Annotated in this window: 15 protein-coding genes; 9 read left to right on the plus strand and 6 right to left on the minus strand. The window is 71.7% G+C overall.

What is annotated here, in order from left to right; translation table 11 throughout:
* Positions 1 to 179 precede the first annotated feature (179 nt).
* Both ACIO6U_RS18100 and ACIO6U_RS18105 read right to left on the minus strand, forming a co-directional pair.
* Positions 180 to 1,169 carry an SUMF1/EgtB/PvdO family nonheme iron enzyme gene (locus tag ACIO6U_RS18100; RefSeq protein ID WP_391048099.1) on the minus strand — a complete coding sequence of 330 codons (990 nt, stop codon included), beginning with the start codon at positions 1,167 to 1,169 and terminating at the stop codon, positions 180 to 182.
* Complete coding sequence (locus ACIO6U_RS18105; RefSeq protein WP_401720120.1) at positions 1,166 to 2,545, minus strand: ROK family transcriptional regulator; 1,380 nt, start codon at positions 2,543 to 2,545, stop codon at positions 1,166 to 1,168. Before ACIO6U_RS18105 ends, ACIO6U_RS18100 begins: the two co-directional genes overlap by 4 nt.
* Positions 2,546 to 2,766: 221 nt before the next feature.
* Between ACIO6U_RS18105 and ACIO6U_RS18110 the strand changes: the two genes are divergently transcribed.
* The 3 genes from ACIO6U_RS18110 to ACIO6U_RS18120 all read left to right on the plus strand — a co-directional run bounded on the left by ACIO6U_RS18110 (position 2,767) and on the right by ACIO6U_RS18120 (position 9,170).
* Complete coding sequence (locus ACIO6U_RS18110) at positions 2,767 to 4,266, plus strand: sulfatase-like hydrolase/transferase (protein ID WP_401720122.1); 1,500 nt, start codon at positions 2,767 to 2,769, stop codon at positions 4,264 to 4,266.
* 121 nt (positions 4,267 to 4,387) lie between these two features.
* A complete protein-coding gene (locus ACIO6U_RS18115; RefSeq protein WP_401720124.1) occupies positions 4,388 to 5,869 on the plus strand; it encodes a sulfatase-like hydrolase/transferase in 1,482 nt (493 codons plus the stop codon).
* A gap of 82 nt (positions 5,870 to 5,951) precedes the next feature.
* Positions 5,952 to 9,170 carry a chondroitinase family polysaccharide lyase gene (locus ACIO6U_RS18120; RefSeq protein WP_401720127.1) on the plus strand — a complete coding sequence of 1,073 codons (3,219 nt, stop codon included), beginning with the start codon at positions 5,952 to 5,954 and terminating at the stop codon, positions 9,168 to 9,170.
* A gap of 86 nt (positions 9,171 to 9,256) precedes the next feature.
* On the opposite strand, the gene ACIO6U_RS18125 is transcribed toward ACIO6U_RS18120, so the two are convergent.
* Entirely contained in the window at positions 9,257 to 10,246 is a 990-nt protein-coding gene (locus tag ACIO6U_RS18125) for a Gfo/Idh/MocA family protein (RefSeq protein WP_401720130.1), read from the minus strand.
* A 21-nt stretch (positions 10,247 to 10,267) separates the two neighbouring features.
* Positions 10,268 to 11,443 (minus strand): substrate-binding domain-containing protein, encoded by a 1,176-nt coding sequence (locus ACIO6U_RS18130; protein WP_355335259.1) that lies wholly within the window; start codon positions 11,441 to 11,443, stop codon positions 10,268 to 10,270.
* 246 nt (positions 11,444 to 11,689) lie between these two features.
* On the opposite strand from ACIO6U_RS18130, the gene ACIO6U_RS18135 reads away from it, so the two are divergent.
* The 6 genes from ACIO6U_RS18135 to ACIO6U_RS18160 all read left to right on the plus strand — a co-directional run bounded on the left by ACIO6U_RS18135 (position 11,690) and on the right by ACIO6U_RS18160 (position 23,835).
* Positions 11,690 to 13,006, plus strand: a complete 1,317-nt coding sequence (locus tag ACIO6U_RS18135) for an ABC transporter substrate-binding protein (protein ID WP_401720134.1) — start codon at positions 11,690 to 11,692, stop codon at positions 13,004 to 13,006.
* The gene (locus ACIO6U_RS18140; RefSeq protein WP_391162796.1) at positions 13,003 to 14,010 is read left to right on the plus strand and encodes an ABC transporter permease subunit; all 1,008 of its coding nucleotides are present in this window, start codon (positions 13,003 to 13,005) and stop codon (positions 14,008 to 14,010) included. The genes ACIO6U_RS18135 and ACIO6U_RS18140 overlap by 4 nt, the downstream gene beginning before the upstream one ends.
* Before the next feature lie 14 nt (positions 14,011 to 14,024).
* Complete coding sequence (locus ACIO6U_RS18145) at positions 14,025 to 14,912, plus strand: carbohydrate ABC transporter permease (protein WP_401720137.1); 888 nt, start codon at positions 14,025 to 14,027, stop codon at positions 14,910 to 14,912.
* Positions 14,909 to 16,399, plus strand: coding sequence for a sulfatase (locus ACIO6U_RS18150; protein WP_401720143.1), 1,491 nt, complete (start codon positions 14,909 to 14,911; stop codon positions 16,397 to 16,399). Before ACIO6U_RS18145 ends, ACIO6U_RS18150 begins: the two co-directional genes overlap by 4 nt.
* On the plus strand, positions 16,396 to 17,763 hold the full coding sequence (locus ACIO6U_RS18155; protein WP_401720146.1) for a sulfatase: 1,368 nt from the start codon (positions 16,396 to 16,398) through the stop codon (positions 17,761 to 17,763). The genes ACIO6U_RS18150 and ACIO6U_RS18155 overlap by 4 nt, the downstream gene beginning before the upstream one ends.
* A 351-nt stretch (positions 17,764 to 18,114) precedes the next feature.
* On the plus strand, positions 18,115 to 23,835 hold the full coding sequence (locus ACIO6U_RS18160; protein WP_401720149.1) for a family 78 glycoside hydrolase catalytic domain: 5,721 nt from the start codon (positions 18,115 to 18,117) through the stop codon (positions 23,833 to 23,835).
* A 177-nt stretch (positions 23,836 to 24,012) separates the two neighbouring features.
* Here ACIO6U_RS18160 and htpX read toward each other — a convergent pair whose 3' ends face one another.
* The gene (htpX, locus tag ACIO6U_RS18165; RefSeq protein ID WP_391048225.1) at positions 24,013 to 24,915 is read right to left on the minus strand and encodes a zinc metalloprotease HtpX; all 903 of its coding nucleotides are present in this window, start codon (positions 24,913 to 24,915) and stop codon (positions 24,013 to 24,015) included.
* 167 nt (positions 24,916 to 25,082) lie between these two features.
* Positions 25,083 to 25,469 (minus strand): helix-turn-helix transcriptional regulator, encoded by a 387-nt coding sequence (locus ACIO6U_RS18170; protein WP_401720152.1) that lies wholly within the window; start codon positions 25,467 to 25,469, stop codon positions 25,083 to 25,085.
* Positions 25,470 to 25,585: the final 116 nt, after the last annotated feature.

Raw genomic sequence — 25,585 nt, forward strand, 5'->3', positions numbered from 1 at the left:
CCGGCCGCCTGCCGGTAGCGGGCGCACGGAACAGGAGGCACCACGGTCCGAAGGGGCGGACAGCGGTCACCACCGCTGTCCGCCCTCCGGGCCGCCCGTACCCCGGAAGCGGGGCGACCCCTCGCTTCCGGCCGGTCGGTCAGTGGGTAAGTCGGTCGACAAGGCGGTCGTTCAGCCGGTCAGTCGTCGACGGCGCACCGGAAGCCGCCGTGCGCCGTGGTGCTGTCCGGAGTGTTGGAGGTACGGGCGGCGACCCGGTAGCGGTTGCAGTAGGAGTGGTGGCACAGATACGAACCGCCGCGCAGCACCCGGTTGTCGCCGTCGGGAGGACCCACCGGGTCGACCCGCGTCTCGGGCCGGGGCGCGGCGTGCCAGTCGGGGGAGAACCGGTCCGCGCACCACTCCCAGACATTGCCCGAGGCGTTGTGGAGCCCGTAGCCGTTGGGAGTGAAGGCGTTGGCGGGCGCGGTGCCCAGATATCCGTCCTCGCGGGTGTTGCGGACCGGGAAGTCGCCGCGCCAGATGTTGCAGCGGTGCCGCCCGTTGGGGGTCAGCTCGTCCCCCCAGGGGAAGCGGGCCCGTACCAGTCCGCCGCGTGCGGCCTTCTCCCATTCCGCCTCGGTGGGCAGCCGCTTGCCCGCCCAGGCCGCGTAGGCGACGGCGTCGTGCCAGGAGATGTGCACCACGGGGTGGTTGCCGCGCTCCCCGATCGAGGTGCCGGGGCCTTCGGGCGAGCGCCAGCAGGCGCCCGAGACCGCTCGCCACCACGGCGCGCCCGGCACGCGGCCGGGAAGCACCGCGTGCCGCGCCCGCGGAGGCACGAAGCCGCCGAAGACGTAGGACCAGCCGCTCAGTTCGGCCTGGGTGCGGTAGCCGGTGGCCTTGACGAACACGGCGAAGCGGGAGTTGGTGACGCATGTCGCGTCGATGCGGAAGGCGCTGACCGTCACCTCGCGCACCGGCCCCTCGCCGTCGTCGGGGAACGCGTCCTCGTCGTCGCCGCCCATCAGATAGGGGCCGGTGGGCACGGCGACCATGCCGCGCAGCACCTCCGCGCGCGGGCGGTCGGGAACGGCGAAGTCCCGTGGCGGAGGCGCGAGTTCGCTTCCCGTCCCGGCTCCGGCCTCGGCCGTTCCGCCGTGACCGCCGGGGCCGCAGCACGCCGTCACCGGGCACCACCGGCGTCACCCGTGCCAGCGGCCGGATCACCGCGGCGTCCCGGCGGCGGCGCACCGCCGTCCACGAGGACGTCGACCCGCTCGCCCGCCGCGTGCAGCAGCATCGCGACGGCGCCCTGGGCCGCGGCGTCGTCGCCGAGCGTGGAGGCCCTGACGGGGATGGTCCGCGCGGCGGCCGGCAGGGAGAACGCCGTGAGCTGCTCGCGGACCGTGTCGAGGACCGGAGCGCCGAGGGCGGCGAGTTCACCGGCGATCACCACGCACGCGGGGTCCGTCTGGGCGGCGAGCGCGGCGAGCACACGGCCCGCCGCCGTCGCGGCCCCGGCCACGACGTCGGCCGCCAGTCGCTCGCCGGACGCGGCCCGCGCCACCAGTTCGCGCGCGTCCCGGACTCTCGCCCCCCTGGCGCGGCACTCGGCCAGCAGCGCGGGGATGCCGATCACGCCCTCCAGGCAGCCGCGGCCCCCGCAGTAGCAGTCCGCTCCGCGCGGGTCGCAACTGGTGTGGCCGATCTCGCCCGCCGCGCCGTGCGCGCCGCGTACCAGTCGGCCGTCCACCACGAGCCCGCCGCCGACCCCCTGCGACCAGTGCAGGTACACGATGTCGGACAGGCCGCGCGCCGCGCCCCAGGTGATCTCGGCCAGCGCGGCCAGCCGCGTGTTGTTGTCCGTGACCACCGGCGCCTCGAAGTGGTCGCCGAGCCCGGCGACGATCCGGGCCGCGGAGGCCGCCCGGTCCGCGGGGTCCGGCGGACGCTCGTCGTCCGGGCGCCGCACCGGCCCCGGCAGGCCGAGGCCGACGCCGGTCACCGGGGCGAGGCTCACCCCGCGCTCCGCGACCAGTTCGCCGACGGCGGCGACGACCGCGGCCACCCGCTCGTCGGGTCCGGCCTCCGCCCGCAGCGCGGTGCTGGACCGGGCGACGACCTCGTGGGCGTGGTTGGCGATCACGATCTGCAAGCGGGTCGGAAGCAGCCCGATGCCGATGAGCTGCGCGCCGCGCGGGTTGAGGGAGACCGCCATGGCCGGGCGGCCGGGACCCCTCGGCGGCCTGGTGCCGGTGCGGGCGCCCGTGTCGGCGGTCGGGTCCGGGGCGCCGTCCGCCGCGGATGCGGTCGCGGCGGCCGTCCCCGTACCGCCGCCGGAGCCCGCCGCCCAGGTGCCGTCCGGCGCGGTCATCGGCCGCTCGACGACGGCCTCACGGGCGAGCAGGTCCGAGACGATCGTGAACAAGGTGGTGCGGGAGAGCCCCAGCCGCTCGATCAGCTCCGCGCGGCTCAGCGCTCCCGCGCGCCGCAATTCGCCGAGCACCGCCGCCTCGTGGGCGGCGCGCAGTCGGTGCAGTGCGGCTCCGCGTCGGTCTGGCATGTCCGCATGATCGGACCGCGCCGTGGATTCTGTCAAGTTTCGGGACTAATCCATCCGTGCTGGTCAGTGCCTTCGGCGGGAATGTGCTTGCCGGATTCGGGGACCATCGGCAGTGATTAGTCCCGAGGGTTGACCAAAATACCGGGCCGTCCTTACGGTGCACGGGAGCCGACCAAGCGACGACAGCGCCGCCAGCGGCGGGAGCGGAGGGGCGGCGGCCGGTGAGCCCGCACAACATCCTTTTTCTGATGACCGACCAGCACCGGGTGGACACCCTCGGCGCGTACGGCAACACCGTCGTCGAGACCCCGGCCCTGGACGGACTCGCGGCGCGGGGGACGCGGTTCGACCGGTTCTACACCCCGACGGCGATCTGCACACCGGCACGCGCGTCGCTGGCCACCGGCCTGCACCCGTTCCGGCACGGCCTGCTCGCCAACCCCGAGCGCGCCGCCGGCGGCCAGGACGAGCTGAACGAGAGCCAGCCACTGCTCTGGCCCCAACTGCGGGCGGCCGGTTACCAGGTCGGCCACGTCGGCAAGTGGCACATCGGCCGCGAGCACGGCCCCGAGCACCACGGCCTGGACGGCGAGCACCTGCCCGGCGCGCTCAACCCCGTACGCCACCCGTCGTACCAGCGATGGCTGGCGGACCGCGGCCTGCCGCCGTTCGCGGTGACCGACCCCGTCTTCGGCACCGCCGCCAACGGCGTCGGCCGGGGCCACCTCATCGCGGGTCGGCTGTGGCAGCCCGTCGAGGCCACCGTCGAGGCGTTCCTCACCGACCGGACCCTCGCGCTGCTGGAGCGGTACGCCACCGGCCGGCGTACGTCAGGGCGGCCGTTCATGCTGTCCTGCCACTGGTTCGGACCGCATCTGCCCTATCTCGTGCCCGACCACTACTACGACCTCTACGACCCGGACGATGTCGTGCTGCCCGAGTCGATGGCCGAGACCTTCGCGGGCAAGCCCGACGTACAGCGCCGCTACAGCGAATACTGGTCGGCCGACGCCTTCGACGCGGACGCCTGGCGCAAGCTGATCGCCGTCTACTGGGGCTACGTCACCATGATCGACCACCAGATCGGCCGGATTCTGCGCGCCCTGGAGGAGTACGGCCTGGGCGACGACACCGCCGTGTTCTTCACCGCGGACCACGGCGAGTTCACCGGCGGCCACCGGCTGAACGACAAGGGCCCGGCGATGTACGAGGACATCTACCGCGTCCCCGCCATCGCGCGGGTGCCGGGCGGGCCCGCCCAGGTCTCGGACGCCTTCGCCACGCTCACCGACCTCAACCCCACCCTGCTGGACATCGCGGGCCTGCCCGCCCCCGAACCCTGCGACGGAGACAGCCTGTTGCCGCTGCTGACCGGCGACACCGGGGGAGCGCGCGCGGTCCTGGACCGGACCGAGGTCGTCGCCGAATTCCACGGCCACCACTTCCCGTACTCCCAGCGCATGATCCGGGACCGCCGGTACAAGCTCGTCCACAACCCGGAGAGCGTGCACGAGCTGTACGACCTGGACCGCGATCCGCACGAGTTGCGCAATGTCCACGGGTCCCCGGCGTACGCCGACGTCAGGCGGGAGCTGACCGGGCGGCTCTACCGAGAACTGCTGCGCCGCGGCGACCCCGCCCACAGTTGGATGGGCTACACGGCCGACATCGGCGGCCACCGCGCACCGGACCTCGACGGCGTGGCCGACGACCTCGGCTGAACCGGCCGGTCACCCGGGCCCGGCCCTCCCGCACCGGCCCGCCCCCGACCGCCGGGCCCGTCCGCCCGCGCCCCACCTCACCTCACCTCACCTCACCATCAGCCCACCAGGGAGACCCACCATGGCAAGCCACGACCCGCGGCGCCCGAACGTCCTGCTCATCCTCAGTGACGACCAGGGCCACTGGGCCCTCGGCTGCGCGGGCAACGACGAGATCCTCACCCCGTCCCTCGACGCGCTCGCCGAGAGCGGCACCCGGCTGGAGAACTTCTTCTGCACCTCCCCGGTCTGCTCACCGGCCAGGGCCAGCCTCTTCACCGGCCAGATCCCGTCCCGCCACGGGGTGCACGACTGGCTCTCCGGCGGCCACGCGGGCCCGGACGGCCAGGACTTCCTCGCCGGACAGCGGCTGTTCACCGACGAGTTCGCCGACGCCGGCTACCGGCTGGGCCTGTCCGGCAAATGGCACCTCGGCGCCAACGACCGGCCGCGCCCCGGCTTCACGCACTGGTACGCGCACGAGAGCGGCGGCAGCGCCTACCACGACGCACCGATGTACCGGCACGGCACGAGGGAACCGGCCGCCGGATACCTCACCGACGTCCTGGCCGACGACGCGGTGGACTTCCTGAACGGCGAGGCCGGACGGGAAGAGCCCTTCTACCTCTCGCTGCACTTCACCGCCCCGCACAAGCCCTGGAAGGGCCAGCACCCGCCGCAGGTCGAACGCCTCTACGCGGACTGCGCGTTCGACACCTGCCCGCAGGAGGAACCGCACCCGTGGCAGCCGCTGGTCGACGGCGTACCGGTCGGCGGCGAGGCCGACGTCCGGGCCGCCCTCGTCGGTTACTTCGCCTCCGTCACCGCCATGGACACCGCCGTCGGACAGGTCCTGCGGACCCTCGCGGACCTGGGCCTCACCGACAGCACGCTGGTGGTGTTCTCCAGCGACAACGGCTTCAACTGCGGCCACCACGGCATCTGGGGCAAGGGCAACGGCACCTTTCCGCAGAACATGTACGACAGTTCGGTCAAGGTCCCGGCGATCATCGCGCAGCCCGGCCGGATCAGCGCGGGCTCGGTGCGCCACGAACTGCTGTCGGCGTACGACTTCGCCGCCACGCTGCTGGAGTGCGCCGGGCTGGACGCGGAACCGTTCGAGACCGGACCCGGCAGATCCTTCGCGCCACTGCTGCTGACCGGCCGGCCGAGCCAGCCGCCGCCGCCCCGGCCCGTGGTCGTCTACGACGAGTACGGTCCCGTCCGGATGATCAGGACCGCCGAGTGGAAGTACGTCCACCGGTACCCGCACGGTCCGCACGAGCTGTACGACCTGGCCGCCGATCCGGGCGAGCGCGTCAACCTCGTCGCCGACCCGGCGCACCGCGAACGCGTCGGCGACCTGCGGCGCCGGCTCGACGCGTGGTTCACGGAACACGGGGACCCGGCGCGGGACGGCAGCCGCCTGCCGGTCACCGGAGCCGGGCAGCGCGCACCGCTGGACGCCGGACGGGGCGGCGCCGACGCTCCGGACGCGGACCCGCTCGGCGCCTTCGACGACCCCGAGTGGCAACCGCCGTATCCGCCGTTCAGTCCTTCTTGAATCGTTCTGTCCCCGGCCGCTGTGATGCAGGCGAACCCCTCCCCTCACGGGAACCCGGCGAGGGAGTACCGGAGGACAGACCATGCCAGAGCAGCCCCAAGGATTCACGCGACGCAAGGCGCTGATCGGCGCCGCACTCGGATCGGCCGCCGCCGCGCTGCCCGTCGCGGCCGCACCGGCGGCGGCCGACAGCCCGGCGGCGAACGGCGCCGCGGCCGGCCCCCCGGGGCAGGCCGCGCACGCGCCGAGCGTCGAGGACCAGGCACTCGCCCTCGACCCGCCGGTGTTCCTCTTCGAGACCCGGATACCCGAGCACCTGCGCACCGGGCCCGGTTCGCGGGTGAGCATCAGCGCCGCCACCGCCCGGATCGGCCCGCACTCCCTGCGCTGGGACTACCGGCCGGGCGCCGAACTGGAGATCCGTACCCCGCTGCGCTACGCACCCGACGCGTATCGCGACGGCGACGACCAGGCGACCATGGGGACGGTCGACACCTTCGCCGTGTGGATCCACAACGACCGGGCCCTCGACGACGTGCTCCGGGTGGAGTTCGGGCGCGGCCGGCGCGCCGACGCGTGGTGCGAGATCCACCTCGGCTTCACCGGCTGGCGGACCGTGTGGATCCGCTACGGGTACGACCTGTCGGGAAAGCCGCGCGCGGGCATGGACACCCTGCGGTTCGTCGCGCCCCGGCGCTCCGGCGCGGGCACCTTCCACCTCGACCAGCTCATCGTCAACACCGAGCTGCGCCCCGACCACCCCACCCGTGACCGGCAGGTGCCGTTCGTCAACCGCGAGGGCGACCGGGCCGCCAACGCCCATTGGCTGGCCCTGCTCTCGTACGCCGACCGGCTCGCCGCGCACCCGCTGCCGGAACCCGAGCCCACAGCGGGGGAGAGCGCCTCGCTCGCCGAGGTGACCCGGCGCTATCACGCGGTCCTGCGCAAGTCCCTCACGGTGGACGACGCGGCGGTCGCGGCGCTGGCCGCCGCGACCGACGGCCTCGGTGTGCCGTACCCCGGTGAGCGGGTGCCGGGCCGGGCCGTCGACTCCTACCAGACGGAGATCTACCCGCCGCGGATCGCCGCCGCGCTCAACGCGTTCGTCGCCGGCAGCCCGCTGCGCCAGGTCACCGACCTGATGTACCAGATCGCCTGCGCGTACGACGCCGCGTCGTACGACGCGCACCGGACCCGGCTCACCGATCTGTACGTACGGATCCTGGACCACCTCCGCGAACAGGGCTGGGCGGCGGGGAGCTGCCAGGGCACGATCCACCACCTCGGCTACCAGTTCCGCGGTTTCTACGACTCCGTCCACCTGATCCGTGACGCCCTGGCCGAGCGGGGGCTGCTGGACGGTGTCCGGGAGGACCTGGCCTGGTTCACCGGACTCGGCCGACTGCTCCAGGACTTCGGCGACGCCGAGTCCTACGGCGGCATCTTCGACATCCTCAACACCAACCTCCAGGGCATGCTCGGCACCGCCCTGCTCATGCCGACCCCGGCCGGGCAAGTGGCGCACCTGCACGCGCTGCGGCGCTGGCTGGACGCCGCCCTGACCGTCTCGCCCGGCATCATGGACGGCTTCAAGGCCGACGGCTCCGTCTTCCACCACCTGGGCATGTACCCGGACTACGCCCGCGACGGCTACAAGGGGTCGGCCCCGACCGTCGACATCCTCAGCGGCACCGCCTTCCGGGTGGGGGAGGCGGCACACGGCCGCTACAAGGACGCGTTGCTGCGGATGCGCGTCTACGCCAACGCCTCCGACTGGCCGCTGTCGCTGGCCGCCCGCCACCCCACCGGTCTGACCGCGCTCGCCCTGCCGCCCTACCAGTCGCTCACCACCGCCGGGTCCCCGGACGGCTCGCGGGAGCTGGACCCCGAGGTGGGCGCGGCGTTCCTGCGCCTGCTGCCCGCCAAGCCGAGTTCCGTGCAGAAGGCGCTGGCCCAGCGGTTGGCCGCCGCGGGCGTCACGGCGGAAGCCGCGCCGACGGGCAGTTGGGCGATGAACCACAGCGCGCTGGCCCTCCACCGACGCGACAAGTGGCTGGTCGCGGTCCGCGGCCACAGCCGCTACCTGTGGAGCACCGAGATCTACGCCACCGACAACCTCTACGGGCGGTACACCACCTACGGCCAGATCCAGGTCCTCGGCCGCGGCGACCCGGTCGACAACCTGGCCAGCGGATTCCGGCAGCCCGGCTGGGACTGGAACCAGTGGCCGGGCACCACGGCCATCCGCCTGCCCTACGAAGAGCTGCGGTCCAACCTCGCGGGCGCGATCGAGCAGATGCCGCTCACCGAGTCGCGGTTCGGCGGCGCGGGCACCATCGACGACCGGCACGCCGTCTTCGCGATCGACCTGCGCGAACACCCCGTCTTCAACCCCTCGCACCGGGCACGCAAATCGGTGTTCCTCTTCGACGAGCGGGTCATCGCCCTCGGCTCCGGCATCCGCAACGACGACTCCGTCCACCCGACGCGGACCACGCTCTTCCAGTGCCACCTGGCCGAGCCCTCGGAGCCGGTGATCCACAGCGCCCTGGGCGCGGTCGCCGACTTCCCCTACGCCGTCGACCGCACGCCGTCCGACCCGACGTGGCTGATCGACCCGGTCGGCAACGGCTACTGGATACCGCCGGGCCAGCGGCTCGCCCTGACCCGCGCCTCCCAGACCGCTCCCGACCAGAGCACGGGCACACCCGGTACCGCCGACTTCGCCACCGCGTGGCTCGACCACGGGAGCGCGCCGCGCGGCGGCCGTTACGCGTACGCCCTGATCGTGGACGCCACACCGGAGGACATGAGGGACTTCGCGGCGCGGATGGCCGACCCGACGATCGCGCCGTACTCGGTGCTGCGCCATGACGACGGCGCGCACGTCGTGCACGACCGGGCCACCGGGATCACCGCGTACGCCGTCTTCGAGCCGCAGCGCACCCTGGCGGCGGGCGGCCCGATCGCGGCGGTGGACACGCCCTCGCTGCTGCTCGCGCGCCCGGACTCGGGCGGCCTCGTGCTGTCCGTCACCGATCCCGACCTGCGCCTGTACGAGGGCCGGGACCGGGACCAGTACGACCGGAACGGCGCGTTCGTCGGTGTGCTCAGCCCGTTCTCCAGGCCCTGGCGGGACAGCCGGGGCGGCACCCACCGGCTGCGGCTGGTCCTGCGTGGCGCCTGGCGGACCGCCGAGCCCCACACCGAGGTCCGCACCGCCGTGCACGGCGGCCTGACCTCGGTGGACGTCCGGTGCCACCTCGGCCTGGGGGTACAGATCCGGCTGCGGTCCGCGTGAAGGCGCCGGGTGGCGGATGAGCGGGAGACGGGAAGGGCCGGTGCCCGGGGGTTTCCCCCGGGCACCGGCCCTTCCGGCCGTCGGCGTCAGACGCTCTGCGCGGCGCCCAGCCCGACCGGCTCTCCGGTCGCGGCCGAGGCGTACGACGCCAGGACGAGTTCCACGATGTGGCGGCCGTGTTCCGGGGTGACCCGGGGGGCGGCGCCGCCGACGGCCGCGACGAAGTCGGCGAGCTGCTCCCGGAAGGCGTCCGGGATGTCCGTACCACTCGGGGTGTGGATCTGCCGGGTGCGGCCGTCGATGCGCAGAAACGTTCCCGCCCGCGGGTCGGCGACCACCGAGCCGCGTTCGCACACCACGGTCAGCTCGTCGACCTTGTGGGGCGGGTCGGAGATCACCGAGACACCGGCCAGCCCGCCGTTGGCGAGCCGCAGCGCGACGGTGCCGTCGGTCTCGACGGGCGCGCCGAACCGCTCGGTGACGGCGGCGGTCAGCGAGACCGCGGGCGCGCCGCCCAGCCAGACCGACCGGTCCAGGCAGTGGGCGCCGATGTTCATCAGCGCGCCGCCGCCCGCCAGTTCACGGGAGAAGAACCAGGGGGAGCGGGTGCCGGGCCGGTAGTCCGTGCTGCGGTAGTCGTGCACGGCCAGCGGCGCGCCCAGCACACCGTCGGCGATCACCCGCTCGGCGGCGCACTTGTCGGGCAGGAAGTGCTGGATGTGCCCGACGGCCAGGGTGACCCCGGCCTGCGCGCAGGCCGCGGCCATCGCGTCGCAGTCGGCGAGGGTGGTGGCCATCGGCTTCTCCACCAGCACATGCAGGCCGTGCGCGGCGGCGTCCAGGACCATCCGGCTGTGGAGCGCGTGCGGGGTGTTGACGATGACCGCGTCGACCGAGCGGCAGGCGAGCAGGTCGCGGTAGTCGGTGAAGGTCGCGGCCCCGTGCGGGGCGGCGACCCGGCGGGCCGCCGATTCCTCCAGGTCACAGACCGCCGTCAGGCGGGTGTCCGCGATCCGGTCCGCGGCCAGGGCGTGCAGGTCCGCGACCGCGCCCGCGCCGATCAGTCCGATACGCATGGAACTCCTTGTCGGTGGGATTCAGGACATCTCGGGGAGCGGTCGCGGCTCCGCGCGGAGCGCGGCGGCCCCGCAGGAGGCGCGCACGACGATCCGCGGGCGGAGCAGCACTTGGTGCAGGGGACAGGCGTCGCCCTCGGAGAGCCGGCGCAGCAGCACCTCGGCCGCCATCCGGCCGACCCGGTACTTCGGCGGGGAGACCGCGGTGAGCGGCACCTCCGCTATGTCCGCGGTCTCGTCGTCGTACGAGACCAGGGCCAACTGCCCCGGGATCTGCGTGCCGTGACGTCGGGCGGCGGCCTCCAGCAAAATCGCCTCCCGGTCGCCGAAGACCAGGGCCGCGGTCGTCCTGGACTCCATCAGGTCGGCGATCATCCGGTCCGCCAGCGCGGCGGTCCACTGCGCCTTCTCGGCTTCGTGGCGGAAGCTCCCCGACAGCCCGAGGTCGTCCATCGCCCGCCGGAAACCCAGCGCGACGGCGACCCCGGTCGGATTGCGGCTGCGGGTGATCAGCGCGATCCGCTCGTGCCCCAGCCGGTGCAGATGCAGCACCGCGTCGTACGCGCCGCCCAGATGGTCGGAGCAGACGTGCTCGGTACGGTCACCGGGACCCGCGTCGATGAGGCGGCGCTCCAGCAGGACCGCGGGCACCGGCAGCGACATCAGCTCACCGGCCCGGACCCCGGGGTCCTCGATCCCGGTCAAGGTGGGCACCAGCAGCAGCCCGTCGACGCCGGACTCCAGCAGGAAGTCCAGGTCGCGGTCCTCCTCGGCGCGGTCGTAGTGGTACGTGGCGAGTTGCAGGCCGACACCGGCCGCGGACAGCGCCTCCTCGATGCCCTGGAGCACCCGGGGGTAGTACAGCTTGGTGTCGGGGACGAGCACGCCCACGGTCCGCCGGGTGCGCGGCGCCTGCTGCCGGGGGCTCGCCACGAAGCTGCCCGAGCCCTGCCGCCGTACCACCAGACCCTCTTCGACCAGCAGGTCGAAGGCGCGCCGCACCGTGGTCAGCGACAGGCCGGTCTCCTGGGACAGCCCGCTCTCGGTCGGCAGCTTCGCGCCGGTGGGCCAGTCGCCGGCCAGGATGCCGCGGCGCAGTTCCGCCGCGAGCGACTGGAACTTGAGGTTGCGCGCGGCGGTGTCCCGCACCGAGCCGGTCCTGCGGCGGCTGCCACCGGAACGGGATGAATCGGCCATGTCGTCCCTCTGCTGGAGTGTCGCCGAGCGTGGTCCGCTCCGATTGTCGCGCCCGGCAGGAGAGCAATAAAGGACTAATCAGGGACGGCTTCATGACGGACCGGCGGACTTCTCCGGTGACGGCGGAGCATCCGCCGACTACCAAGCGGATTCGGGACGCAATACGTCTTGAATGCTCTCTTCCGCGCTCGTGACAGTGGGCCGCACAGAGCAGTCATCCACTGCCCTCATCCAGAGGCGGGAAGTATGGGCACGCATATCTCAGGTCATCGCTGGCAGCTCCCGGTCGCGCTGGGCGCCGTGGGCGTCCTCCTGTGCGCCGCGACGGCGTGCTCGGGCGCCACCTCCTCGTCGGGCTCGTCCCGGCAGTTCACCTACTGGTCGATGTGGAAGGAGGGCGAGCCGCAGCAGAAGGTGCTCGCCCTGGCCGTCACCGACTTCGAGAAGCAGACCGGGATCAAGGTCAAGGTCCAGTGGCAGGGGCGGAACAACCTGCAGAAGCTGGTGCCCGCGCTGAACACCAACAATGTGCCCGACCTGGTCGACGGTCCCTATGTGAAGCTCGTCCCCGCGCTGGTGGCCACCCAGCAGTCGCTCGGCCTGACCTCGGCCTTCGACACCGAGGTCGACGGCTCCACCGCGGGCAAGCTGATCCCGGCCAAGTACCTCAAGACCATCGACATCGACGACGCGGCGGGCCGGCCCTGGATGGTGCCGTACAGCATCACCTCCGACGCCGTCTGGTACGACGCCGCGGCCCACCCCGAGCTGAGACGCGACCCGCCCCGCACCTGGGACGAGTTCATCGCCCTGCTCGACCGGATCAAGAAGGACGGCCGGACCCCGCTCGCCGCGGACGGCGACGTGACCGGCTACAACGCCGCGTTCCTGTCCACCCTGATCGTCCGCAACCTCGGACCCGGCGGGCTCAAGAAGGTCGCCTCCGACCGGACCGGCAAGGCGTGGCTCGACCCGGCCGTGCTGGACGCCGCCAAGAAGGTCGAGCAACTCGTCCGCGGCGGCTACCTGATCGACGGATACAAGGCGAGCAAGTGGCCCGCCGAGCAGCAGAAGTGGGCGAACGGCAAGGCCGAACTGATGTTCAACGGCTCGTGGCTGCCCACCGAGTCCGCCACCTACGCGGCCAAGGGCTTCGCGTACGCGGCCTTCCCCTTCCCGGTCACCGCCGCCGGTCACTCCAGCATGCGCGCCGACTTCGTGGGCTTCGCCGTACCGAAGAAGGCCGACGACGCCAAGGACGCGCAGCGGTTCGCCGCCTTCCTGCTCGGCAAGAAGTACCAGGACGCGATGGGCCGGCAGGCCAAGGTCATCCCGGTCCGCGCGGACGCGGCCACCTCGCCCGAGATGGCCGACGTGAAGAAGGCACTGGACCAGGCGGACTCCTTCCACCAGCAGAACGACGGCGTGGCCTTCCCCGGCTACAACGAGAAGCTGTTCTGGGCCAAGGACGACGAACTCTTCTTCGGCAAGATCTCCGCCGAGGAGTTCGTGCACCAGATGCAGGGGGCCCAGGCCACGTACTGGAAGGACCAGCCGCAGTGATCAGGACCGCACCGGCCGGTCCCGACACCGGCCCGGCCGCCGACTCCGCGACCGGCCAGGAGCCAGGACCGGTGCGGCCCGAGCGGGCCCGTCCGGGCGGCACCGCGGCGGGCGGAACGCTCGCCCGGCAGCGACGGCGGCTCTTCGTGCCGTTCGTCGGCCCGGCCCTGCTGCTCTACACCGTGGTCTTCGTGGCGCCGATCGGCGGCGCGGTCTGGATCAGCCTGCACAACTGGGCCGGCTCCGGGCCCATGACCTGGGCGGGACTGCGCAACTACACCCGGCTCCTCCACGACGACCTGTTCATGGAGTCGCTCGGCAACACCCTCAAGCTGCTCTTCCTCGTCGGCATCGCGGTCTTCGCGATCAGCTTCGCCCTGACCCTGATCCTGCGGGACATGGCGGGCCGCAAGGTCGTCCGGTCGATCATCTTCTTCCCGCACCTGGTCAACGCCCTGGTCTACGGAGTCCTGGTCGGATTCATCTTCAACCCCGACGGCCTGGCCAACTCCCTGCTCGCCCACCTCGGCATCCACTCCCCGCCGCAGTGGCTGTCCCAGGACAACATGTTCCCGCTCATCATGGTCACGATGACCTGGATGACGACCGGTTACTTCACCACCATCCTGATGGCCGGTGTCGACCGCATCCCGGTCAGTTACTACGAGGACTGCGCGCTGGCCGGCGCCGGCGCCCTCCAGCGGCTCCGCTACGTCGTCCTCCCGCTGACCTGGGACGTCTTCGGAGTCTGCGCGGTCCTGTGGACGATCTCCTCGGTGAAGATCTTCGAGATCGTCTGGATCTTCGGCGGCAGCAGCGGCAACGGCATCCCGCCCACCAAGACCTGGACCTCCGCCGTCTACACCTACGCCACCGCCTTCTCCGGCGACTCGGTGCCCTCCTACGGGGCGGCCACGGCGTCGGCGATCCTCTCCCTCCTGCTGGTCACCGTGCTCGTCGTGCTGTTGCGGCGCCTGATGCGCAGGGAAGCCGTCGAGTTCTGAAAGGCGCGTACCCCATGAGTTCCCTCTTGCAGGTCAGACGGCCGGCCGGGCCGCGCGGCCGGACACCGCTCGGCGGACGCAGCCCGCTGCGCACCGCGGGCGTGGCCGTGACCTGGCTGTTCGTCGCCGCCAACGTCGCCGGACTGGTCTGGCTGGTGCTCCAGTCGTTCCGCGACACCCGGTCCATCCTCTCCTCGCCGTGGGGTCTGCCGCACGCGCTGTCCGCGCACAATTTCGTGCACGCCTGGACGGTCAGCGGATTCGGGCGGGCGGCGTTCAACTCGGTGGTGGTCACCGGGATCTCCTCGGTGCTGACCGTCGCCGTCGCCGCGCCCGCCGGGTACTACCTGTCCCGGCAGGACACCCGACTGAGCCGCGGACTCACGCTGTTCTTCGTGCTCGGCCTCGGTGTGCCGGTGCAGGTGATCCTCATCCCGCTGTTCGTCATGCTCAACCGCGTCTACCTCACCGACAGCCTGCTCGGCCTCAATCTGGTCTACATCGGCGTCTCGCTGCCCTTCACCGTCTTCCTGCTGACCGGCTTCTTCCGTTCGCTGCCGAAGGAGTTGGAGGAGGCCGCGGCCCTGGACGGGGTCTCCCCGGCCGCCACCTTCTGGCGGATCATGCTGCCCGTCGCCCGCGGCGGCATCGTCACCGCGTTCGTTCTCCAGGTCATCGCGCACTGGAACGAGACGCTGCTCGCCCTGACCCTGCTCCAGTCCACCGACAACTACACGCTGCCGATCGCGCTGATCTCCTTCGTGCAGCAGCAGACGTACAGCGGCGCCGACTGGGGCGGCCTGTTCGCCGGGCTGTGCATCGTCGTCCTGCCCATGCTGGTCGTCTACATCTGGCTGGGACGGCGGCTCACCGAAGGTCTCACCCTGGGGATGGGCAAATGACACCGGGGGAGGACGGTTCCGTACGGCGCCCCAATCTCGTCCTGGTGATCGCCGACCAGTGGCGGGCCGGCTGCCTCGGCTTCCTGGGCGAGGACCCGGTCCGCACCCCGGCCCTCGACGAACTGGCCGAAAAATCCAGGGTGCTGACGCAGGCGGTGAGCAACTACCCGGTGTGCAGCCCCTGCCGGGCGATGCTGATGACCGGACGCTACCCGTACGGCAACGGCGTCCACCTCAACGTCAACTCCGCGACCGCCGAACTCGGCGTGGGGCTGCGGCCGGAAACACGGTGCTGGTCGGACGTCCTCGCCGACGAGGGGTACGCGCTCGGCTACATCGGCAAGTGGCATCTGGAGGCCCCGGTGCCGGCGGACGCGGCGGCCGGGGAAGGCGTCCGCGAGGACGGCCGGGTCTGGGACGCGTACACCGCGCCCGACCGCAGGCACGGCTTCGGCTTCTGGTACTCCCACGGCTGCTGCGACGACCACGCCCGGCCCCATTACTGGACCGGCGACGCGCCCCGCGAGGCCCCGGTCAGGGTCGACCAGTGGTCGGCCGAGCACGAGACCGATGTCGCCCTGTCCTTCCTCGACGGCGCGGCACGCGACTACCACCGCGGCGGCACGCCGTTCGCCCTCGTGCTGTCCTACAACCCGCCGCACCAGCCCTTCGACCAGGTGCCGCAGCGGTACCTGGACGGCTACTCGACACGGTCAGCGCGGGAACTGCTGACCCGGCCGAACGTCGACTGGGACCGTCCGGAGGCCGCCGAGGCCGCACGCGCCGCGCCCTCCTACTACGCCGCGGTCACCGGCGTGGACCACCAGATCGGCCGGGTGCTCGCCGCCCTGGACGAGCACCGGCTGACCGGCGACACATTCGTGGTGTTCACCTCGGACCACGGCATGCAACTGGGCAGCCACGGTCTGATGTACAAGAACGTGCCCTACGAGGAGTCGATGCGCGTGCCGTTCCTGGTCTCCCGGCCCGGCCACGTCCCGCCCGGCCGGGACGACCTGCTGCTGAGTTCGCCCGATGTCGCGCCCACCGTTCTGGGCCTGCTCGGCGTGGCGGACGCGATCGTCGAGGGCACGCAGGGGCGCGACCTGTCCGGGGCGCTGCTCGCCCCGCCCGGCGACCGGGGCGCCGTACGGCCAGGGGCCGCGCTGTATCTGGGACCCGCGGCCGGGCCCGGCGACCCCGACATCCGCGGCCTGCGCACCCGCACGCACAAGCTGGTGGCCGCGTACGCACCCGAAGGCACGGTCACGGTACGGCTGTTCGACCTCGCGGCGGACCCCTACGAGCGCACGGACGTCGTCGCGGACCGGTCCGCCCAGGCGGTCGCCCTCGCGGCGGCGCTGACCGGCGAACTGGACCGCACCGGCGATCCGTGGCCGGGCCGGTCGGCCCTGGCGGCGTGGACGGCGCGAGCGCGGGAGCAGACGGAGGACCACGGGCAGGCGCCCCGTGGCGCCGCGCGATGAAGGCCCCCGCCGGGGCCGAACGCCCCAACATCCTCGTGCTGCTGACCGACCAGCACGCGGCGCACATGCTCGGCTGCGCAGGCGCCGGTCATGTCTCGACACCGCACGTGGACCGCCTCGCCGCGCAGGGCACCCGTTTCGACCGTGCCTACACCACCTTCCCGCTGTGCGTCCCGGCGCGCGGCAGCCTGCTGACCGGGCGGTACCCGCACGAACTGGGCGTCAACGGCAATGCTCCGGCATCCTCCGCCCCCGGCAGCGATCCGGGCCGTCGTCCCGACAGCCTCGGCCACCTGCTCAGGGCCGCCGGTTACGACACCCTCTACGCGGGCAAGTGGCACGCGCGGACTGCGAGCGCGACGCCCGAGGACGGCTTCACCGTGCTGCGCCCCTTCGGCGACGCCGGTCTGGCCGACGCGTGCGCGCGCTGGCTCACCTCCCGCGTGCCCGGCGACCGGCCCTTCGCCCTGGTCGCCTCCTTCGACGATCCGCACACCGTCTGCGAGTACGCCAGGGACCAGCCCATGCCGTACGGGGACGTGCCCGCGGTTCCGGTACGCCGAGCCCCGCCGCTCCCGTCGAACTTCGGCCGTCATCCCTACGAACCCGAGGCCGTCCGGCACGAACAGGCCGTCCAGGCCGCGGTGTACGGGACCGCCGGCTACACCCCCGACGACTGGCGGCGGTACCGTCACACCTACGCCCGCCTGGTCGAACGGGCCGACGCGGCACTGGGCACCGTGCTCGACGCGCTGCACTCCACGGGCGCGGCCGACGACACCCTGGTGGTGTTCACCAGCGACCACGGCGACGGCGACGCGGCCCACGCGTGGAACCAGAAGACGGCGCTCTTCGAGGAAGCCGTCAGGGTCCCGCTCGTCATCCGGCCGCCGGGCGGTCGCGGCAGCGGCGGCGTGAGCGACGCGCTGGTCTCCGTCGGCCTGGACCTGCTGCCCACCCTGTGCGCCGCGGCGGGCGTCCCGGCCCCGCCCGGACTGCGCGGCAGGAACCTCCTGGCCGCCCCCGAAGTACCCTGCGGCCACGACCACATCGTGGTCGAGACGCTCTTCGAACGTCCGGACCCGCCCCTGACGCGCGGGCGCTCACTGATCACCGCACGCCACAAATACACGGTCTACAGCTGGGGCCGCTGGCGCGAACAACTCCACGATCTGCGCGCCGATCCGGGCGAGACCCGGAACCTGGCGGTGGAGGAGAGCCACGACGCCCTGCGCGAACGGCTGCGCGCGACGCTGCTCCAATGGTGCCTGGACACCGGGGACACGGACTTCCTCAAACGCCTCGTCCTCCCCGACGGCGTGGCGAGCCAGACCCGCGACCGCGTCTTCGCGATTCCCTACTGAGACCTCGCGCCCCGATCCGCCGCCGGCCCTCCGGGAAACGCCTCGCGCCGCTGGTCCAGCTCAATTGTGTGTCGTTTCAATCGGCGATGAACGTGTGTCAGGTGGTGCGGTCGCGCACCTTGGCACGGTCAAGCGCGTGCTGATCTTGTCCAAACTCTTGACATGAGACAGCCGTCACATCATTTTTGGAACGTTTCACCTCGTGGCGAGAGCCGCGAGGGCTTTCTCTTGCCACGAACTTGCCACGAAAGGCCCGTCGACATGACGCCTGCCAGACCAGTTGCCGGACTTCCCGCTCCACCCGCCGCGTCCGGAGGGCGACGCCTGATCGCTCTGCTCGCGGCGCTCGTCATGCTTGCCGTCGCCTTCCTGGCCGCCGACCCGGCGGCCGCCGCGGCGCAGGGGAACGGCCTCACGGTCGGCGCTCTTCAGACGAATGCCCGGACCAACCCGCTCGGCATCGCGGGCGACGCCCCGACGTTCAGTTGGAAGTCGACGTCGAGCGCCCGTGGCGTGGTGCAGACGGCGTACGAGGTCCGGGTCGGCACCAGCGCTGCCGCCGACGACGTGTGGTCCTCGGGGAAGGTCGCGTCGAGCGACCAGCTCGATGTGCGGTACGGCGGGCCGAAGTTGACCTCGCAGACCCGCTACTACTGGCAGGCCAGGGTCTGGGACGGAGACGGCCGGGCCAGCGACTGGAGCGCTCCCGGCTGGTTCGAGACCGGCATCCTCGACGCGGCCGAGTGGACCGGCGACTGGATCGGCAAGTCCGCCGGCGGTGAGATCGACAAGTGGAACGACTACACCACGGACATCGACTTCACCCTCGACAACCTGGCGCTGGGCGTCTACCTGCGCGCGTCGGACACCGGCAACGCGTACATGTGGCAGATCAGCACCGCGGACGGGACCGGAGTCCCGAAGTTCCGGCCGCACAAGAAGGTCAACGGCGGCTTCTCCCTGCTCGGGAACATCCCGATCACGACGCTGACGTCCGCCCAACTGCTCACCGGCACGCACCGCCTGTCGCTCACCGTGGACGGCCCGACGATCACCACGAAGCTCGACGGCGCCCAGATCGACAGCCGGACCGACACCACCTTCGCCAAGGGCTTCATCGGTTTCCGCCAGGACCTCGCCAACGAGGGACCGGAGGCCGCGCACATCCACGCCGTCAAGGTCACCTCGAAAGCCGGTGACGAACTGTTCCGGACCGACTTCTCCGGGACCGAGAACCCGTTCACCGGCGGCGCCCTGACGCCGGACGGGCTGCTCGTGGAGAAGAAGCTCGACGTGATCCTGCGGACCAGCGACAGCAATCTGCCGCTGCTGCGCAAGGAGTTCACCACCGAACCCGGCAAGACGGTCGCGCGGGCCCGGGTGTACGCCTCGGCGCACGGCACCTACGAGCTGGAGCTCAACGGCAAGAAGGTCGGCGACCAGTTCCTGGCCCCCGGCGACACCGACTACCGCAAGCGCGTCCAGTACCAGACCTATGACATCACCGACCAGGTCGGCAACGGCCGGAACGCGATCGGCGCGGAGCTCGGTGACGGCTGGTGGGCCGGCAAGGTCGGCATGTGGGGCCCCGGCATGTTCGGCAACTCCGTCGGCCTGATCGCGCAGGTGCGCATCGACTACACCGACGGAACGCACCAGATCGTCAAGACCGACAGCACGTGGAAGAGCCACTCGGGTCCCTACGCGGCCGCCGACAACATCGACGGCGAGACGTACGACGCGCGGGCCGAACAGCCCGGCTGGGACCGCCCCGACTACGACGACGCGGCGTGGAACCCCGTCACGATCGGCGCCTCCGACACCGCCAAGCTCGTGGCCCAGCCCGATGAGCCCGTGCGCGTGACCGGCGAGCTTCCGGCGCTGACGCGGACCAGTCCCGCCGCCGACACGTACATCTACGACCTCGGCCAGAACATGGTCGGCGTCGCCCGGATGCGCCTCCAGGGTGTCGCGGGACAGACCGTCAAGATCCGCTACGGCGAGGTCCTGAACAAGGACGGGAGCCTCTACACCGCCAACCTCCGCGCGGCGAAGGTCACCGACTACTACACGTTCAGCGCGACCGGCACGGTCGTCTACGAACCGAAGTTCACCCAGCACGGCTACCGCTACCTCGAGATCTCCAACATCAAGAGCGCACCCGCGCTCGGCGACGTCACCGGCGTCGTCTGGGGCTCCGACCTCAAGGCGACCGGAACGCTGACGACCTCCAACGCGATGCTCAACCAGCTCCAGAGCAACATCTCGTGGGGACAGCGCGGCAACTTCCTGTCGATCCCGACCGACACCCCGGCCCGTGACGAGCGCCTGGGCTGGACCGGAGACATCAACGTCTTCGCGCCGACCGCGAGTTATCTGCGCGACACCCGCGCCTTCCTCAACAAGTGGACGACCGACCTGCGGGACTCCGCCTACAGCGACGGCAACTACCCGGGCATCGCGCCGTCGGTGCCGACGATCGACCTCGGCAGCGGCCTCGGCTGGTCCGACTCGGCCGTCACGGTGCCGTACGCGGTGTGGCACGCGCAGGGCGACAACGCCATCGTGCGGGCCAACTACGCCTCGATGACGAAGTTCCTGGGCTTCGTGAAGAAGGGCGCGGGCGACGACCTCATCGACTCGGCGCGCGGCAACTGGAACGACTGGCTCAACCTCGACGACAACACCGGCACGGACGTCCTCGGCACCGCGTACTACGCCGAAGACGCGCGCATGCTCTCGGAGATGGCCAAGGCGATCGGTGAGGACGCCGACGCGGCGACCTACGCCAAGCTGTCCGCCGATGTGCGCGCCGCGTTCACCGCGAAGCTCGTGGCGGCCGACGGCACCGTCCAGGGCGGCAGCCAGACGGCGTACGCCATGGCGCTCGGCATGAACCTCGTGACCGATCCCGCGCTGCGCGCGAAGGTCGCCGAGAAGTTCGTCGCCAAGCTCAAGACCACCGACTACCACCTCACGACCGGCTTCCTCGGAACGCCGTGGCTGCTCCCCGCGCTCACCAGCATCGGGCGCTCCGACCTGGCCTACACGATGATCCTGAAGAAGGACTACCCGTCGTGGGGCTACGAGATCGAGCACGGCGCCACCACGATGTGGGAGCGCTGGAACTCCATCAACCCCGACGGCAGCTTCGGCGATGTCAGCATGAACTCCTTCAACCACTACGCCTACGGCGCGGTCGGTGACTGGATGTACCAGAACATCGGCGGCATCTCGGCGCTCAAGGCCGGTTACAAGGAGTCGAGGATCGCCCCGGCCGTGGGCGGCGACCTGACCAGCGGTCAGGGCACCTACGAGTCCGTGTACGGCACGATCGGGTCGAGCTGGAAGAAGACCGACCAGGGAATGTCCCTGGACATCACGGTCCCGGTCAACACGACCTCGCGCGTCAGCGTCCCGGCCCGCAACATCGAGGCCGTGACCGAGGGCGGCACGCCGATCACGAAGGCCGAGGGCGTCAGCGACGTCTCGGTGGCCGACGGCGTCGTCACGTTCACCGTCGGCTCGGGTACGTACGCGATCCACTCCGACGCCAAGCGCGCCCTGTTCGGCGACATCGTCACCGAGATCCACAAGACCGACGCGCACGCCGGTGACCTGGCGGCGGCGGGCGACCTCGGCGCGGACGACCGCGCCCGTGTCGGCGCCGCGCTCGACACCGCGAGCGGCAAGGTCGAGGACGCCGTCGCGGCGGACGTCGCGGGCGACTCCGGTCAGGCGTCGCAGCGTCTGAGCGAGGGCGTCGCGCCGATCCGTACCCTCAGGACCTGGCTGGCCGGCTCGTCGGTCGACGGACCGGTCAAGAACGACCTGACGGCGCGCCTGGACGCGATCGAGGCGCTGTTCGGCAAGGCGGTCGCCGCGAATCTCGGAATCTCGGTGGTCGTCCCGCCCGTCGCCGAGCCCGGCGGCCCCGGCGCGAACATCCCCGGAACGGTCGAGATCGCGAACGCCGGTACGGCCGCGATCCGCGACCTGAAGGCCGTCGTGACGGTCGACGACTGGAATGTCGACCCGACCGCTTCGGCCAAGGACACGCTGGGAGCGGGCGACCGCGTCCAACTGCCGTTCACGGTCCGCGTGCCGAAGCACCAGAAGCCCGGCACGTACAACGCGTCGGTCAAGCTGACCTTCACCAGCCAGTACGGCACCTTCACCCTGAACGACTCGACGCCGTGGGTCTCGGTGACGTCGGGGGTCGAGATCACCACCGTGACGTCGGCCGGTCCGGTCGACGGCTCGGACGAGAAGGCGACCCTGACCGCGACGGTCAGGAACAACGGCGGCTCGGCGGTGTCGGGCCAGCTCACGGCGGCCGTGCCGGACGGGTGGAAGACCCCGCCCGCCTCCGACCGGGTCACGATCGAGCCCGGGGCGACCAAGACCGTCGTCCTGCCGCTGTTCCCCGGACTGGAGACCGTCGCGGGTGACCAGGCCGCCGAGGTCGACTTCGTCGACCAGGGTGTGACGCTCGCCGACAAGGCCGCGAAGATCACGGTCAACCTCCCGGCGCCGCCGACCCAGGAAGTCCTCGACTACATCGACTTCGGCAACGCGGCCTCGGAGAAGGCCCACGCGATCATGGCCGCACCGGCCAGCGGGACGAACACCGAAGCCGGTTTCGACCGACGCTACGCGAACTCGGCCAACCCGGGCTCCTGGTACTCGGCCGTGGCCCACGTGACGCCGGGCAAGCCGTTCATGCTCCGCAACCGGGAGACGTTCGACGGCGCCAGGACGAAGAAGTACAACATCTACGTCAACGACACCCTGGTGAAGACGTACACGCTCAAGCGCACCGAGACCGGTATGGGCACGAAGACCTACCAGACGGTCATCGACACCCCCGCCGCGCTCGCCAACGACGGCACCGTACGCATCAAGTACGAGTTCCCGCTCGACGCCTCGGGCTACTTCGACCCGTCGATCGCCGACAGCTGGGTGCTGCCGGTGCCCGCCGACAGCCTGGCTCCGCTGGCCTCCGCGACGGTGACCAGTGCCGCCGCGCCCGGCGACAACGGCTGGTACCGGGGCGACGCCTCGGTGGCCGTCACCGCCGTCGACAACCGGGACGCCGCTCCCACGGTCGAGGTCGGCGGGTCCGCCGGCTGGCAGGCGTACGTCGCTCCCGTCCTGGTCAGCGGGGACGGCAAGCACGCGGTCTCCTACCGGGCGAAGGACGCGGCCGGCAACTCCACCGGTCAGCGGACGGCGTCGGTGTGGATCGACGGGACCGCTCCCGTCACCAAGGTCGCGGTGACCCGCAAGTCCGGGACGGCGGAGGCGGACCGGGCCACGGTCGGCCTCACCGCCCAGGACGCGCTCAGCGGCGTCGCGTCGACGACCTACCGGATCGACGGGAGCGCCTGGAAGGTGCTGGCCGGGGAGACCCCCTCGGTCAAGGGATTCGGCCGGCACACGGTCGACTTCTTCTCCACCGATGTGGCCGGCAACCCTGAGCCGGTGCACTCGGTGGTGGTCGACCTGGCGGACGTGGACACCATCAAGGCCCTGGTCGCGCCCCAGATCGGCGGGACGCCGAAGTACGGTTCGGCGCTGACCGCGACCACCGGTTCGTGGAACACCACGGGCCTGTCCTTCCGCTACCAGTGGCGGCGCGACGGCCGGCTGATCGGCGGCGCGACCGCGTCGGCCTACCGGCCGGTCAAGGCCGACATCGGGCACCGGCTGTCGGTGACGGTGACCGCGTCCAAGTCGGGCAAGGCATCCGCGTCGTCGACCTCGCCGCAGACCGCCAAGGTCACCGCGGCGAAGTCGCGGGTCGCCGTCGGGCTCTCCGCGACATCGCTGAAGAAGAACCAGTCGGTGACGCTCAAGGTCACGGTCTCGTCCACGGCGGGCACGCCCGGCGGGAACGTAGTGGTCTACGAGAACGGGCGCCGGGTCAAGACCCTCAAACTCACGGCCCGAGGCACCGCCTCGGCTTCGCTGAAGATGACCACCCGGGGCCTGCGCACCCTGAAGGTGGTCTACGTCGGCAACTCGTCGATCGAGGGCTCCTCCACCCAGACGCACATCCGCGTGCGCTGACCCGCCGTCGGCCACCGGCCGACCAACCCCCATGAAGACCGCCCCGCGCCCACGGCCCGCCACCTCAGCTCTGGCACCGGCCGTCGGCGCGGGGCACTCTTGTGCGCCGGTCCGACCCCAGGCCAGGCGTCAGGGCGCCCGCTCATCGCGACGACCTCGACGGGCGGCGCCGACCGCTCAGGCGCGCAGGCCCATCTCGGTGGAGAGCTTCGCCAGGGCGTCCAGGCGGCGTTCCAGGCTGGGGTGGGTGGAGAAGACCGAGGCGAGGGCCGAGCCCTCCTTCAGGGCCGGGGTGAAGAAGAAGGCGTTGAAGGCCCGGACGGTGCGCAGGTCCTCGGTGGGGATACGGGCGATGGTGCCGCTCACCTTGACCAGCGCGGACGCCAGTTCGGAGGGGCGTCCGGTCAGTTCGGCCGCGCTGCGGTCGGCCGCCAGCTCGCGGTACCGGGACAGCGCCCGGATCAGCAGGAAGCTCAGCCCGTACACGACCACGGACACCGCCATGATCATCGCGAGCAGCGCCGCGGTGTTCTGGTCGCGGCGGCCCCGGCCGAACAGTTCCGAGTAGAAGACGAAGCGCACCAGCAGCCCCGCGAGCACGCCCAGGAAGGAGGCGATGGTGATCACCGCGACGTCCCGGTGGGCGACGTGGGACAGCTCGTGGGCGAGCACGCCGTCCAGCTCGCCCGGTTCCAGGCGCCGCAGCAGGCCGGTCGTCACGCAGATCACGGCGTGGTCGGCGTTGCGGCCGGTGGCGAAGGCGTTCGGCAGGTCCATCTCGGAGACGGCCACCAGCGGCTTCGGCATGTCGGCCAGGGCGCACAGCCGGTCGACCGCGCCGTGCAGTTCGGGCTGCTGCTGCGGGGTGACCTCATGGGCCCGCATCGCGAACAGCGCGATCCGGTCGGAGAACCAGTACTGCGCCGCCAGCACGCCGGCCGCGATGACCACCACGACCACCACGGACTTCAGCAGCGCGACCAGCACGGCGATGAAGGCCACGAACACCAGGCCCAGCAGGAACATCACCGTCACCATGCGGACCGTGAGCCGCCAGTCGGGCGCGAACCGGGAGCGCACCACCGCTCACCACCTCATCTCAAGCGAGCCGGACCCGGCCCGCCGACCCGCCGTGTGCGGCGGTCGGCCGCCGTGGTCCACTACCTCCCAGTATGCTCCGCGAGGTCGCCCGCGAGACGGTGCCGGGCAGCCGGGCCCCGGCCCCGGGGGGTGCCCGTCGGCGCAGGTCAGCGCGCTCCGGACCCGGACCCGGACCCGGACCCGGCTGCGGACTCGGACCCGGCTGCGGGCTCGGACTCGGGCTCGGAACCGTTCCGGTGGACGGTGAGGATCGACAGCAGGTCCGCGACGGTCGGGCCCATGTCGGCGGGGTGGCGCAACACCGTGCCGGCCGGGATCTCGTAGAGGTTGGAGCGTCCGACCCGGGTGTGCGTGAGATACCCCTCGCTCTCCAGGTCGGCGATGATCTTCTGTACGGCGCGCTCGGTGAGCAGGCAGCGCGCCGCTATGTCCCGCACCCGGCTCCCGGGGTCGCGGGCGATGACGGCCAGGACACGTGCGTGATTGGTCAGGAACGTCCATCCGGTGGCGGGGCGCGGCTCAGAATCGTCCATCGCCCTATCGTAGGATCTCCGATTCACGATCTGCAAAGCATGAACACAGATTCACGTTTTGCTTGACGCCTCTGCTGCCCGCCCACACACTTGGTGTGGCCACCGGATCGGGAAGG

The sequence above is a fragment of the Streptomyces sp. NPDC087422 genome, assembly GCF_044744145.1.
Classification (GTDB): Bacteria; Actinomycetota; Actinomycetes; order Streptomycetales; family Streptomycetaceae; genus Actinacidiphila.

What these genes read in the sequence shown, in the direction of transcription:
- ACIO6U_RS18135 (WP_401720134.1), top strand. Translation starts at nt 11,690, where the DNA reads ATGGGCACGCATATCTCAGGTCATCGCTGGCAGCTCCCGGTCGCGCTG.
- ACIO6U_RS18155 (WP_401720146.1), top strand. Translation starts at nt 16,396, where the DNA reads ATGAAGGCCCCCGCCGGGGCCGAACGCCCCAACATCCTCGTGCTGCTG.
- ACIO6U_RS18160 (WP_401720149.1), top strand. Translation starts at nt 18,115, where the DNA reads ATGCTTGCCGTCGCCTTCCTGGCCGCCGACCCGGCGGCCGCCGCGGCG.
- ACIO6U_RS18120 (WP_401720127.1), top strand. Translation starts at nt 5,952, where the DNA reads ATGCCAGAGCAGCCCCAAGGATTCACGCGACGCAAGGCGCTGATCGGC.
- ACIO6U_RS18125 (WP_401720130.1), bottom strand. Translation starts at nt 10,246, where the DNA reads ATGCGTATCGGACTGATCGGCGCGGGCGCGGTCGCGGACCTGCACGCC.
- ACIO6U_RS18130 (WP_355335259.1), bottom strand. Translation starts at nt 11,443, where the DNA reads ATGGCCGATTCATCCCGTTCCGGTGGCAGCCGCCGCAGGACCGGCTCG.
- ACIO6U_RS18170 (WP_401720152.1), bottom strand. Translation starts at nt 25,469, where the DNA reads ATGGACGATTCTGAGCCGCGCCCCGCCACCGGATGGACGTTCCTGACC.
- ACIO6U_RS18150 (WP_401720143.1), top strand. Translation starts at nt 14,909, where the DNA reads ATGACACCGGGGGAGGACGGTTCCGTACGGCGCCCCAATCTCGTCCTG.
- ACIO6U_RS18115 (WP_401720124.1), top strand. Translation starts at nt 4,388, where the DNA reads ATGGCAAGCCACGACCCGCGGCGCCCGAACGTCCTGCTCATCCTCAGT.
- ACIO6U_RS18105 (WP_401720120.1), bottom strand. Translation starts at nt 2,545, where the DNA reads ATGCCAGACCGACGCGGAGCCGCACTGCACCGACTGCGCGCCGCCCAC.
- ACIO6U_RS18145 (WP_401720137.1), top strand. Translation starts at nt 14,025, where the DNA reads ATGAGTTCCCTCTTGCAGGTCAGACGGCCGGCCGGGCCGCGCGGCCGG.